Raw genomic sequence first — 12065 nt, forward strand, 5'->3', positions numbered from 1 at the left:
CCGGCGGCTCCCCGCACCCGCCCGGCGCGGGCGGGTGCGGGGAGCCGGTGCGGCGTCAGGCAGCGGCGCGCTCGGCGGCGGCGAGGCGGACGCAGACGGCCACGCCCTCCATGGCGGAACGCACCTCGTCCACCGAGGGGAAGGACGGCGCCAGCCGGATCTGGCTGTCCCGCGGGTCCTTGCCGCCGGGGAAGGCGGCGCCGGCCGGGGTCAGCGCGATGCCGGCCTCCTTGGCGAGCCGGACGACCTCGGAGGCGCAGCCCTCGGGCACCTCCAGGCTGACGAAGTACCCGCCGAGCGGGCGCGTCCAGGTGGCGATGCCGAGCGGGCCGAGCTCGCGCTCCAGCACCTCGTACACCGCGGCGAAGCGGGGCTCCAGCAGCTGCCGGTGGCCGTCCATGTGGGTCTCGACCGCGGCGGCGTCGGTGAAGAAGCGGGCGTGCCGCAGCTGGTTCACCTTGTCGGGGCCGATGGTCTGGGCGGCCGCGAGGCGGGCGTACCAGGCCATGTTGGCGGGCGAGGAGCCCAGGAAGGCCACGCCGGCGCCGGCCACGGTGATCTTGGAGGTGGAGGCGAAGAGGAAGGCCCGGTCGGGGTGGCCGGCCGCCTCGCAGGCCGCCAGGATCGGCAGCAGCGGGGTGCGCTCCTCCGTCAGGTGGTGCACCGCGTAGGCGTTGTCCCAGAACAGCCGGAAGTCGGGCGCGGCGGCCGGCATCGCGGCGAGCCGGCGGACCGTCTCGTCGCTGTAGGTCTCGCCGGTGGGGTTGCTGTACTTGGGCACGCACCACATGCCCTTGATCCGCGGGTCGGACGCGACCAGCTCCTCGACGACGTCCATGTCCGGGCCCTCGCCGGTCAGCGGGACGGGCACCATGGTGATGCCGAACCGGTCGCAGATGGTGAAGTGCCGGTCGTAGCCCGGCACCGGGCACAGGAAGCGGACCTCGTCCTCGTCCGCCCAGCGCTGCTTGGCGCCCGGCAGGACGGCGAGCATCGCGTGCGCCACCACGTCGTGCATCACCGAGAGGCTGGCGTTGCCGCAGGCGAACAGCTGCTCGGCGGGCACGTCGAGCAGCTCGGCGAAGACCGCGCGGAGCTCGGCCAGGCCCTGCAGACCGCCGTAGTTGCGGCAGTCGGTGCCGTCCGCGGAGCGCACGTCGCCCGGCTTCAGGATCGTCAGCAGCGCGTCCGAGAGGTCCAGCTGCTCCGGCGAGGGCTTGCCGCGGGTGAGGTCGAGCTTGAGGCCGCGGGCGCGGAGCTGCTCGTAGGCGGCGCGGGCGGTGGCGGCGTCCGCCCCCGGCTCCGGTCCGACCGACGGTGTGGTGGACGGCTGTGACACGAGGTTCCCCTCCGGTGGGTGCGGTTCGACCGGGGCACTGCTGCGCCGGACAATCTACCAATCCGCGGACGACCGCCCGGACGGCCGGGTCACCGGCCGGTCAGCCGGCGGGTGCCCGGACGGTGACCCGCTTGGCGCCCAGCAGCACCCGGTAGCGCTCGCGGGCTGCGAAGTCGGCGAGGCTCCACAGGGCCGGGCGACCGGCCTCGGCGCAGAGATGGAGCACGGTGTCGCAACCGGCGTGCACGCCGACGTGCGCGCCCCACGGGTCCTCGTCGGCGTTGAAGAGCAGCAGGTCGAGCGGGCGCGGGTCGGCGGCCCGGACGGTGCTCTCGGTGTCCTCCCACAGGTCGCTGGAGCGCAGCGCGGGCGCCCGCAGGCCGAAGTGCGCGAGCACCGCGTAGGCGAACAGCTGGCAGTTGGCCCCGTGTTCGAGCCCGGGGCGTTCGGCGACCGCCCGCGAGCCGGGGAAGCGCGCCCCGACGTACGGCACCTCCCGGAGCGCGGCGGGCAGCCGGGCGAGGAGATCGGCGGTGCTCACCGGCGGGCCCGCAGCCAGTCGGCGAAGGCCCGCAGGGCGGGCTCCGGGTCGCGGCGGCCGATACCGATCCGGAACCGGTCGGCGGGGGTGTCGGTGAGCTCGGAGCGGTAGATGGCGGCCGGCAGCAGCAGCACGCCGGCCTCCTCGACCAGCCGGGTGCAGAACGCCTCGACGCCGTCCGCGCCGAGATAGCGCGGGAAGGCGACGCAGCCGCCGTCCGGGGCCCGCCACTCGAAGAGGTCGGGGAACTCGGCGAAGAAGGCGTCGAAGAGCGGCAGGTTGGCGGCGATGATGCCGCGGCTGCGGGCCAGCAGGTGGGTGCGGGCCTTGACGGCGATCCGGGCGAGGATCTCGCTGGGGGCGGCGTTGCAGATCGTGGTGTAGTGCTTGGCCCGCTCCAACCGGGTGCGCAGCGCGCGGTCGCGGCACGCGATCCAGCCGATCCGCAGGCCGGGCAGGCCGAGCGCCTTGGAGGTGACGTTGAGCGAGAGGGCGCTCGGCGCCAGGTCGGCGGCCTGCGGCAGGGTACGGGCCGGGTCGCGCTCCAGGCCGCGGTAGACCTCGTCGCTGAACAGGTGGATGCCGCGCTCCTCGCAGAGGTCGGCGAGCGCGGTGAGCTCGGTGCGGTCGATCACCTTGCCGGTCGGGTTGTTGGGGAAGTTGACGGACACCACCCGGGTGGTGGGGCGCAGCGCGGCGGTGACCGCGTCCAGGTCGAGCGCCCAGTCCTGCTTCTCGTCCAGGGCGACGCCGGTGACCTCGCACAGGGCGAGCGGGATGGTCTCGGCGGACTGGTAGTTGGGGGTGAGAACGACGGCGTGGTCGCCGCGGTCGAGCAGGGCCTGCATGGCGATGTAGAGGCCCTCCTCGGCGCCGGCGAAGCAGATCACGTCGTCGGGGCCGACGGTCTCGTACATGTCGGCGATCGCCGCGCGCAGGCCGGGGTCTCCGAAGGTCTCGGTGTAGCCGAGGGCGAGGTTCTGCCAGGCGTGCAGGTCCTCGGCGTCGGCGAGGCCGAGCAGTTCGGCCATCGGCATGGTCTGCGCGTCGGAGGCGGTGAGGTGGTGGCGGGCGGTGAACTCCCATCGGGAGAAGTAGGTCTCCAGGCGGAAGTCGGGCAGTCGGGTCATCGGGGGCTCCGGGGGGATCTGAGGTCGGCGAGCAGCGCGTAGACGGTCGAGCGCGAGGCCTTGAGGGCGGTGGCGACCACGGGGACGGCCCGGCGGACGCCGAAGACGCCGGCCCGGTCGAGTTCGGCCAGCACATCGAGGCGTTCGGCGCGGCCGAGGCGCTCGACCGGGCGGCCGTGCTCGCGGACGTATCGGCCGACGATCTCGTGGACGCGTTCCGTCCAGTCCTGTTCGAACAGCGGCTCGGGGCGCTCGACGGTCGGGGCGGCGAACCTGCTGAGCACCGCGGCGGCCTCGTCGAGCGGGGTGCGGTCGAGGTTGACGCAGAGCACCGCGGACGGGCGGCCGTCCTCGGTGCGGAGCACGGCGCTGACGGAGGAGAGCCTGCGGCCGTCCGCGAGCAGCTTCTCGTACGGGCCGAAGACGTCGTGCGCGGCGGGCTCCAGGCGGTCGAGCTCGCCGAGCAGCGAGGGGTCGCCGGGGGCGCGGTCGGTGTGCGGGTTCCACACGGCGAGCACCCGGTCGCGCTCGGCGTCGTGCAGCACCACCTCGGCCCAGGGGCCGAGCAGGAGCGCCACGGCCTGGCAGACCGGGCCCCACAGGCGCACCCGCGGATCTCTCTGTTCCGTCTCCACGGCTTCCGTCTCCATGCCTGGACTATACGTCCAGGCTGGACGAAAATTCCAGATCGGCAGCTCAGGGGCGCCGGGTCACCGCGAGGACGGCCATGTCGTCGTCCCGCGGGCCGCCCGTCCACCGCTCCACGTCCAGCACCAGCGCGTCGATCAGCGGCTGCGGACGGCCGAACGGCCCGAGCGGCGGCAGCCGCGCCGCCGGGTCGTAGAACTCCCCAGCGCCGTCCCGGGCCTCGGTCACCCCGTCGGTCACCAGCAGCAGGGTGTCGCCGTCCGCGAACGGCCAGGCGTCCGGCGCCGACCGCGGGATCCCGAGCGCACCCATGCCGAGCGGCAGCCCGGGGTCGCTCGCCGCCAGCAGGGCGACCGGACCGCCCCCCGCGGCCAGCCGGTACGGCCCCGGGTGGCCGCAGTTCAGCAGCCGAAGGCCGCCGCCCGCCGGATCGACCTCGCCCAGCAGCGCGGTGATGAAGCCCTCGGTCCTGACCTCCTCCTCGCTCCCGGCGCTCTCCCGCGCCAGCGAGTGCTCCAACGCGTCGGCCAGGGCGAGCAGGTCCGGCGCCCGCTCGGCGTTCTCCCGGAACGCCCCCAGCAGCACCGACACCGCCGCCACCGCCCGCAGGCCCTTGCCCCGGACGTCGGCGATCAGCACCCGCGCTCCGAACGGGGTGTCCTGCACGGCGTAGGCGTCCCCGCCGATCAGCGCCTCGGTCTGCGCCGCCCGGTAGCAGGCCGCCACCGCCAACCGCCCCACCCGGGCGGGCGGCGCGGGCAGCACCGCCTGCTGCGCCGCCTCGGCCACCGAACGCACCACCGCCAGCCGCCGCCCGTGCCGGGCGACCACCCGGTTGACCCAGAGGCCGATCAGCGCGGCGAACACGGTGTTGGCGAGTTCGAGCCAGCCGGCCGTGGTGCCGATCGTGCCGTCCCGGGAGGTCAGCACGAGCACGCCGACCGAGCTCGCCACGCCGACCGCCACCGTGTCCCGCAGCGGCAGCAGCGCGCCGGCCAGCACGGAGGCCGCCGCCATCATCGGGTCGCCCCAGTAGTCGGCGGTCGCCAGCGAGTCCCAGACCAGGCCGCCGACCACCAGCAGCCACGGCGCCGCCCGGACGTAGCGGGGCCACTGCGTGGACATCGTCGCCACCGGCAACCACGACTCCCGTTCGGAGGGCACTTCGGAGAACACTTCGGGGGGCTCTTTGCGGGCAGTTTGCGGGGCAGTTTGCGGGGCAAGGGGGCTTTTCGACGATATCCGCCGACCGGCCGGCCGCCGGGTACGACACCCGCGGCACCGGCTGACCGGACGTCACCGCGCTCGATCGCGAACCTCGCTGACGGCGGGCCGGCGCCCCGCCGATCGGCGGGTCCGGACCCCTGCCGTCCTCCCCTAGCATCGGCCGGGTGACCCGGTGGCGCCCTTTCCTCGACGACGACACCCTGCGGCCCGAGCCCGAGCTGGTGGCCGCGCTCAGCGCCGACCTGCGTTCACCGGATCCGGCGGTCAGGGACGAACAGGCGTACGTGCTGCTGAACCGCTGGATACCCCGGCTGCTGCCCGAGATCCGGCACCGCCTCGGCGACGAGATGGCGGAACGCTTCACCGACCCCGCGATCCAGGCCCGCACCTTCGCCCCGCTCATCCTGGCCCGACTCGTCCGGCTCGGCGACCACGACCCGGCCTGGCAGCGGGCCTTCGCCGCCTGGTACCGCACCGAGACCGACCTGCGCGGCCACGACCCGGAACTCGGCTGGCTGCACGCCGCCGCCCACGGCGCCGACCTGCTGGGCGCCTACGGCCGCAGCCCGCACACCGAGCCCGCCGAGCTGCTGGAACTGGCCCGGGACCGGCTGCTCGCCCCCACCGACCACGTCTTCGACGCCATGGAGGACGACCGGCTCGGCCTGGCGGTCGCCCTCACCCTCACCCGCCCGGAACTGACCGAACGGCAGTCCGTGGACTGGCTGACCCCGATCACCGCCGACTTCGCCGCCGGCAGGCCCGGTCCCGTCCCCGCCCACGCCTCCAACACCGTGCGCACCCTGCGCGTCCTCTACCTGCTCGCCGACCGCGGCGTCCGGCCCGCCCCCGACGCCGGCCCCGTCCCGCTCACCCACGCCCACGCCGTCCGCGAGGCCGTCGCCGAGGTCCTCGCCACCGCCTGCCCCTACGCGGGCTGACGCCCGGGCCTGCCCCGGGCGGTCCGCCGCCAGCAGACCGGCCGAGGCCGAGGCATTCTCACCGAGGCAGGCACCGAGGACGGCCGCGGCCGGGGGAGGTCAGTCCGTCCGCGGCGGACGGTCGTTGAGGAGCTTCTGGTACAGCACGTGGTTCTGCCAGGCGCCGTCGAGGAAGAGCAGGCCGGTGGCGGTGCCGATCCGCTCGAAGCCGCACTTGGCGAGCACCCGCTGCGAGGCGGTGTTGGTGGCGGCCGCGCCGGCCTCCACGCGATGCAGGCCGAGCTCGCTCTCCGCGGCCCGGCAGGCGAGCAGCGTGGCGGCGGACGCCAGACCGCGGCCGGCCATCGCCGCATCCACCCAGTAGCCGAGGTTGGCGCTCTGCAGGTGCAGCCGCACGATGTTGGTGAGGGCGAGGGCGCCGACGATCTCGTCCCCGCTGACGAGCACCCAGGGCGCCATCCGCCCGGTCTCGGCCTGGACCAGCTGGTCGTGCAGGCGGGTGCGCTGGCCGGCCGCGGTGAAGTAGTCCTCGTCGCGCGGCGGATCCCAGGGGCGCAGGTACTCCCGGTTGCGGAGCAGCGCGCGGGACAGCGCCTCGGCGTCCTCCACGACGACGGGCCGCATCAGGACGTCGCCGGAGACCGGCGCGGAGAAGGTGATCACCCGAAGAGCCTAGGCGACGAACGGACGGGGCCGCGCAAGGGCCGGGAGAGGGTCGGGCCGGGGCCGCGCGAAGGCCGTGGCACACCGGGTCACACATCCGCAGCATTTCGCCCGAACCGCCTCGAACAGGCACGATTCCTGCCACGCTGTCGCCCTGCCGGATGGGAGCTGCCGGGGCGGCGCGGCCCCGGGTGAGGGAGGGGTCGGCGATGGTCGGGCGGAGAAGACGTGCGGTGTGGGGTGCGGTGGCGGCGGTGCTGCTGGTCGCGGGGTGCGGCAGCGGCGGTTCGTCCGGCTCCGTCGACCGCCCGGTGCTGTCGGCGGGGACGGCGTCGGAGTCCTCGGACCCGGCCTCGCCGAGCGGGTCGCCCGCCGACTCGGCCTCGCGCTCGCCGGAGGAGGAGTCCGCCACGCCCACGCCTTCCGCGGAAGAGAGCGGCCCGGAGGCCTCCGCCGAGGAGTCCTCCCCCGCCGGCTCGGACGATTCCTCGGACGGCTCCTCCGACGCCGGCAGCGACGCGGGCTCCGGGTCGGGCGCGGCGGCGGACGGGCCCTCGGGCAGCTACGACGTGACGATCACGGGGGTGGCCGGCGGACGCTCCTTCAGCCGCCGGGGCACCGTCCGGATCCTCGGCACCATCAGCGAGGTCGGCACCACCAACGGCGTCAATGCGGTGGACGTCTGCCTGATCTCGGGCTCGCCCGCCGCCCGGCCCGAGGTCGGCGCGATCTGGTTCGGCAGCAACTCCGGGTGCAGCCCGGGGGCGAGTGCGGCCCACCTCGACCTGGCGTACGTCGAGGTGAGCGGCTCGACCGTGACCGTGCAGCCGGACCAGCGGATCGCGGCCACCCTCGGCAACCACTACACCGTCTCCTCCGGCCTGGCGGCCTGCCCGTTCGCGCCGGTCTCCGGCTCGATGCGGGTGACCGCCTCCGGTGGCCGGCTCACCGGGCGGGTCGACATCACCGGTTACGGCGGCGCGTTCTGCGGTCAGTCCCGCTACCAGGCCGACCTCGAAGGCGGTTCCTGACCCGTCGCCGGTGGGCGCGGGGATGGGCTGCCGACCCCGGGCCGCGGTGTGTGACGGCGGGCCCGGGGTCGGCAGGTCGGCGGTGCCGGGGTGTCAGCCGGCGTTGTCGCAGACGTTGCCGGTCGCCGGGTTGAGGATGCTGACGACGCCGATCGAGTTGCCGCAGACGTTCACCGGGATGTGGACCGGGACCTGGATGACGTTGCCGGACAGCACACCGGGCGAGTTCGTGGCCACGCCCTCGGCCCCGGCGCTCGCCGAGGCCGGGCCGGCAGCGGCGCCCAGGACGAGGGTGCCGGCGGCGGCCGCGAGGGCCAGGGCGGTGCGCAGTGCGGTCATGGTGGACTCCTGTCGTGTCGAGCTTTTCTGATGATGCGTCGGCCGAGCGATCGAAGAACGGCCGTCATGACCTTTTCGGCACGAACCGGCCCCGGGGTTGGCCAGGACAGGACAGTCCACCCGATCGGCGCAGCGGTCCGGCCGACCTTGACCGGTACGGCGGACACGGCGGCCGGTCCCTCGGTGTCCGAGGACGTCGATCAGCGGCCGCAGCAGCGGGAGCCGATGGGAGCAGTGCGAGCGGCAGGCCGGCGTTCACCGCGGGAAAGCCCCCACCCGCGGCGACGGGTCGGTGACGTCGGTACGGCCCCGCGACGCGGCGGGGTAGGGTCGCTGACGGTGTGTCGGCGAACGGGCTGCCCGGCGGCAGGCCGTCAGGGGGGTCGCTCGTGGGTGTGTTGTTGCTGTTCCTGGCGCTGGCGGGGCTCGTCCTGGCGGTGGTGCTGGTGGTCCTGGCGCTGGTGTCGCTGGGGCGGGCCGCGCGGCGGCGCCGGGGGGCGTGGTTGGTGCGTGGGCTGGCGCTGGCCGCCGCGGCGGGCGCCGTGGCGGCCTACATGTGCGGGCTGGCGCTGGTCGGGCTCGACGCGATGGACGCGGGCAGCGGCGGGGCGGACTCCTCGCCGCCGCAGCCCTGCCGGACCGGCCCGGCGGAGCGCTGGGGGCAGGTCGCCGACTGGGAGGTCGGCTTCGTCCCGGTGCGCTTCGAGTGCCGGCTGGCGAGCGGGAAGTCCTATGCCAACGCCACCGTGCCCGGGTGGGTGAATCCGGCGACGGCGCTCTTCGGCCTGGCGGCGGCGGGCCTCGGCATCGGGGCCCGGGCGGCGGCCGAGCGGGTGGAGCGCCGTACGCCGGCGGCGGTCTGAGGGGCGGGGGCCACGCCGGGCGCGGGCCCCCGCCGCGCAGCGGACGGTCAGAGGTCCAAGGCGACCTGGTCGACGGTCCAGAAGGCGCTGTTGGTGCCGGTGTAGCGGAAGCGGAGCTGGGCGGTCGCGGCCCCGGCGGGCACGGTCACCGGGATGCTCTCGAAGGTGTTGGTGTCGGCCCGGTAGGACTTGAGGAGCTGCGGCGTGCCGGAGTCGAACGAGATGAAGACGTCGCCGGTCTGCGGGCCGTCGATCCGGTAGTCGGTGGCGAAGCGGAGGGTGGCGGTGGTGGCGCCGTTGAGCCGGTAGCGCGGGCTGATCAGGGTGGAGTCGAACTGGCCGGCGCCGTGCGACTTGTCGTCCCACTCGTCGGAGTCGGCGACTGCGAAGACGTCGCGGGCCCGGACGTTGGTCTCGCGGGCCTGGCCGGGCTGCGCGGCCGTCCAGAACTCGTCGGTGGCGAAGGCCCAGCCGCGCCACTCGGTGACGCCGCCGGTCGGCATGGCCGAGTTGTCGATGCTCCAGCCGGCGGGCGGGGTGTGCGTCCAGCCCTTGACGGTGGCGGGGATGCCCGTCTCGTCGGCGCGGCTCTGCAGGCTCGGCCGCAGGGCGTCGAAGGCGTCCGGGACGATGTCGCCGATCGGCTTGCCGTCGAGCTTCCACACCGGGTCGACGGCGACGCCCTCGTGCTTCAGGACGGTCGGCGCGATGTCGACGGGCTTGACGTCCTGGCGGGTCGAGCCGGGGGTGTGGCCGGCGCCGTCCGCGATGACGAAGGTGCGCCGCTCGTTGGCGCTGTTGCCGCCGTGGCCGCCCGCGTCGGTGTGGCCGTGGTCGGTGGTGACGAGGATCAGCCAGTCCTCGGAGCCGTACGTGGGGCGGGACTTGAGGGCGGTGACGACCTGGCCGACCAGGCCGTCGACGGTGTGGATGGCGTCCAGGTACTGCTGGCTGGCGCCGCCGTGGCTGTGCCCGGCCTCGTCGACCTGGTCGAAGTGGAGGAAGACGGTGTCGGGGTTGCCGTTGGCGAGGTAGTCGGCCGCGTCGGAGGCGGTCTTGGCGTCGTTCTCGCTCTCCGGGATGCGCAGGTCGGCGCGGCCGTTGAAGACGGTGTCGGTGATCGGGTTCCAGGAGGCGGCCACCAGGGTGGAGGCGGCGGGGGCGGCGGTCTCCAGGCGGGTGGCGAGGTCCGGGTAGAGGTCGAAGTGCGAGCCGGTGAAGGTGTTGTCCTTGACGCCGTGCTTGTCCGGCCAGACGCCGGTGGCGATGGTCGACCAGCCGGGGCCGGACAGGGTGGGTGCCAGCGGGTTGGCGTACAGGTTCGAGGTGGCGGTGAGGCCGCCCGCCATCAGTGCCTTGAGGTTGGGGGCGTCCGCGGTGAGGAGCTTGTCGTAGCGGGTGCCGTCGATGCCGATGACGAGCGTCTTGGCCTGCATGGTGCCGTTCGGCAGGCCCTTGTACGGGCCGGTGGCGGCGGTCGCGGTGACGCCGGTCAGCGGCAGCAGGGCCGCGGTGACGGCGCCGGCGGCGAGCAGGGTGCGGAGGTGTCGGGACGTGCGCACGGGGGCTCCTGGGGAGTCGGCGTGGGACAGGACACGAACGTGGAGCGGCGGCGGGGGCTGTGGGTCGGCGCACCGCCACCGGCAGAGAGCCTGGGCCCCGCGGGCGAGCCCTCCGTCGCGCCGAAGGGATCGGCGCGTGAACAGCTCCCGAAGTTCAGTCCATACCCGTTACCGTTCCGTTATCTGCCGCGCCTGGGCGGGTCCGCTTGCTTGTACGGTGTCGGCGTGAGCCACGGCATCCCGCAACCGCCGCTCGCGGCCGCCCGTTCCGGTGTCCCGGAGCACGGCCGCGTGCCGAAGTACTACCTGGTCAAGACCGAGTTGGAGGCGCTGCTCGACGAGCTCGGCGCGGACGGGCTGCTGCCGACCGAGGTCGACCTGGCGGCCCGGTACGGGGTGGCCCGGGCGACCGTCCGCCAGGCTCTGCGGGAGCTGCTGGTCGAGGGCCGGCTGCGCCGCCGCGGGCGGGGCACGGTGGTCGCCGGGCGCAAGATCGAGCAGCCGCTGTCGCTGGCGAGCTACACGGAGGGCGTCAGCCGGCACGGCCTGCGGCCGGACCGCACGCTGATCGGGCTGGACCGCGTCCCCGCCGATCCGGCGCTGGCCGCCCGGCTCGGCCTGGCCGGGGGCGAGCCGGTCTGGCACCTGGAGCGGGTGCTGCGGGCCGACGAGGAGCGGGTCGGGCTGGAGAGCACCTATGTCGCCGCTGCCCGGCTGCCGCGGCTGGACCGGGACTTCGACCCCACCGGCTCCTTCTACCGGTACCTGCGCGACCAGGGCCTGGGCCTCGGCGGCGCCGAGGAACGGATCGAGACCGTCCTCGCCACCCCGCGCGAGGCCCTGCTGATCGGCACCCCGCCGGCCCTGCCGATGCTGCTGCTGCACCGCCGCAGCCGGGACACCGCCGGCGCCCCGCTGGAGCAGGTGCGCACCCTCTACCGCGGCGATCGCTTCAGCTTCACCCTGGACCTCCCGGCGCCGACGACCGACTGACGGCCGACGGCCGACTGACGCCTGCCCCGGGCCGACACCGGATCAGCCGGTCGGGCCGTCCTGCGGTCGGACGGCCCGTCGCATGCAGACCCGCGGCCACCGGTCGAGGCCGTGCGCCGCCTCCCGCGCCCGGACGGCCCGCAACTCCGGCCCGATCTCCGGTTCGTCCAGGGTGACGAAGCCGCAGCGGGCGTAGTAGGGCGCGTTCCAGGGCACCTCGGCGAAGGTGGTGAGGGTGAGCGCGGGCAGACCCTCGTCGGCGGCGAGCCGGGCGGCGCGGTCGAGCAGCGCCCGGCCGATGCCCCGCCGGGCACCGGCCGGGTGCACCGAGACCTGCTCGACGTGCAGGTTGCCGTCGACGCGCTCGGCGACGAGGTAGCCCACCGGCACGTCGCCGCCGTCCACCGCCGCCCAGGCCAGGCCCGCCGTCAGGAAGACCGTCAGTTCTTCTGCGGTGAACGGCTCGTCCGCTGCGATCTCCGGCATGCCGACCGCGCGGAAGAGCTCCCCCGCCGCCCGCTCGATCTCCTGCAGCCGGGGGAAGTCGTCGGGTATCGCCGCTCGAATGCGCATGCGCCCATTCTGCCGTCCCGGCGGGCGGTCTCCGGCGGGCGGTCTCCGGCGGGCAGCCCCCGTCGGAGGCCGCCGTCCGCCGGTCGGATGACATCCTCGCGGCGCAACGCGCCCCCGGGGTGTGGGGCGGGCAGTGTCGTCCGGGTGACCGCCGCAGTGCCGGGGGCGGGACACCGGGACGGAAGGAGAGCGGCGTGGCTGCGGGCAACGGCGGG

General features: G+C 74.9%; 13 protein-coding genes. 4 read left to right on the top strand and 9 right to left on the bottom strand.

All coding sequences use genetic code 11. The features are described from left to right. Positions 1-55 precede the first annotated feature (55 nt). The 5 genes from AB0P35_RS23135 to AB0P35_RS23155 form a co-directional block, all read right to left on the bottom strand. Complete coding sequence (locus tag AB0P35_RS23135; protein WP_363513584.1) at positions 56-1339, bottom strand: aminotransferase class I/II-fold pyridoxal phosphate-dependent enzyme; 1284 nt, start codon at positions 1337-1339, stop codon at positions 56-58. Between the two features lie 100 nt (positions 1340-1439). Then, the gene (locus AB0P35_RS23140) at positions 1440-1880 is read right to left on the bottom strand and encodes a hydrolase (protein ID WP_363513587.1); all 441 of its coding nucleotides are present in this window, start codon (positions 1878-1880) and stop codon (positions 1440-1442) included. Beyond that, positions 1877-3010, bottom strand: coding sequence for a pyridoxal phosphate-dependent aminotransferase (locus AB0P35_RS23145; RefSeq protein WP_363513590.1), 1134 nt, complete (start codon positions 3008-3010; stop codon positions 1877-1879). The genes AB0P35_RS23140 and AB0P35_RS23145 overlap by 4 nt, the downstream gene beginning before the upstream one ends. After that, a complete protein-coding gene (locus tag AB0P35_RS23150; protein ID WP_363513593.1) occupies positions 3007-3660 on the bottom strand; it encodes a PAS domain-containing protein in 654 nt (217 codons plus the stop codon). Before AB0P35_RS23150 ends, AB0P35_RS23145 begins: the two co-directional genes overlap by 4 nt. 46 nt (positions 3661-3706) lie before the next feature. Next, positions 3707-4783 (bottom strand): PP2C family protein-serine/threonine phosphatase, encoded by a 1077-nt coding sequence (locus AB0P35_RS23155; RefSeq protein WP_363513596.1) that lies wholly within the window; start codon positions 4781-4783, stop codon positions 3707-3709. Positions 4784-5049: 266 nt separating this feature from the next. Between AB0P35_RS23155 and AB0P35_RS23160 the strand changes: the two genes are divergently transcribed. Then, complete coding sequence (locus AB0P35_RS23160; RefSeq protein WP_363513599.1) at positions 5050-5826, top strand: DUF2785 domain-containing protein; 777 nt, start codon at positions 5050-5052, stop codon at positions 5824-5826. A gap of 99 nt (positions 5827-5925) precedes the next feature. On the opposite strand, the gene AB0P35_RS23165 is transcribed toward AB0P35_RS23160, so the two are convergent. Next, on the bottom strand, positions 5926-6489 hold the full coding sequence (locus tag AB0P35_RS23165) for a GNAT family protein (RefSeq protein WP_257019365.1): 564 nt from the start codon (positions 6487-6489) through the stop codon (positions 5926-5928). Positions 6490-6722: 233 nt separating this feature from the next. On the opposite strand from AB0P35_RS23165, the gene AB0P35_RS23170 reads away from it, so the two are divergent. After that, positions 6723-7520 (top strand): hypothetical protein, encoded by a 798-nt coding sequence (locus tag AB0P35_RS23170; RefSeq protein WP_363513602.1) that lies wholly within the window; start codon positions 6723-6725, stop codon positions 7518-7520. A gap of 93 nt (positions 7521-7613) precedes the next feature. Here the strand turns inward: AB0P35_RS23170 and AB0P35_RS23175 are convergent, their stop codons facing one another. Next, positions 7614-7859 (bottom strand): chaplin, encoded by a 246-nt coding sequence (locus AB0P35_RS23175; RefSeq protein ID WP_095875888.1) that lies wholly within the window; start codon positions 7857-7859, stop codon positions 7614-7616. Positions 7860-8248: 389 nt separating this feature from the next. On the opposite strand from AB0P35_RS23175, the gene AB0P35_RS23180 reads away from it, so the two are divergent. Then, complete coding sequence (locus tag AB0P35_RS23180; RefSeq protein WP_363513605.1) at positions 8249-8722, top strand: hypothetical protein; 474 nt, start codon at positions 8249-8251, stop codon at positions 8720-8722. Between the two features lie 47 nt (positions 8723-8769). Here AB0P35_RS23180 and AB0P35_RS23185 read toward each other — a convergent pair whose 3' ends face one another. Further along, on the bottom strand, positions 8770-10284 hold the full coding sequence (locus tag AB0P35_RS23185; RefSeq protein ID WP_363513608.1) for an alkaline phosphatase family protein: 1515 nt from the start codon (positions 10282-10284) through the stop codon (positions 8770-8772). Positions 10285-10509: 225 nt separating this feature from the next. Between AB0P35_RS23185 and AB0P35_RS23190 the strand changes: the two genes are divergently transcribed. Continuing rightward, positions 10510-11277 carry a GntR family transcriptional regulator gene (locus AB0P35_RS23190; RefSeq protein WP_363513611.1) on the top strand — a complete coding sequence of 256 codons (768 nt, stop codon included), beginning with the start codon at positions 10510-10512 and terminating at the stop codon, positions 11275-11277. Positions 11278-11319: 42 nt separating this feature from the next. Here the strand turns inward: AB0P35_RS23190 and AB0P35_RS23195 are convergent, their stop codons facing one another. After that, positions 11320-11850, bottom strand: a complete 531-nt coding sequence (locus AB0P35_RS23195) for a GNAT family N-acetyltransferase (protein ID WP_363513614.1) — start codon at positions 11848-11850, stop codon at positions 11320-11322. Positions 11851-12065: the final 215 nt, after the last annotated feature.

The organism is Kitasatospora sp. NPDC085879, assembly GCF_040686255.1.
Classification (GTDB): domain Bacteria; phylum Actinomycetota; class Actinomycetes; order Streptomycetales; family Streptomycetaceae; genus Kitasatospora.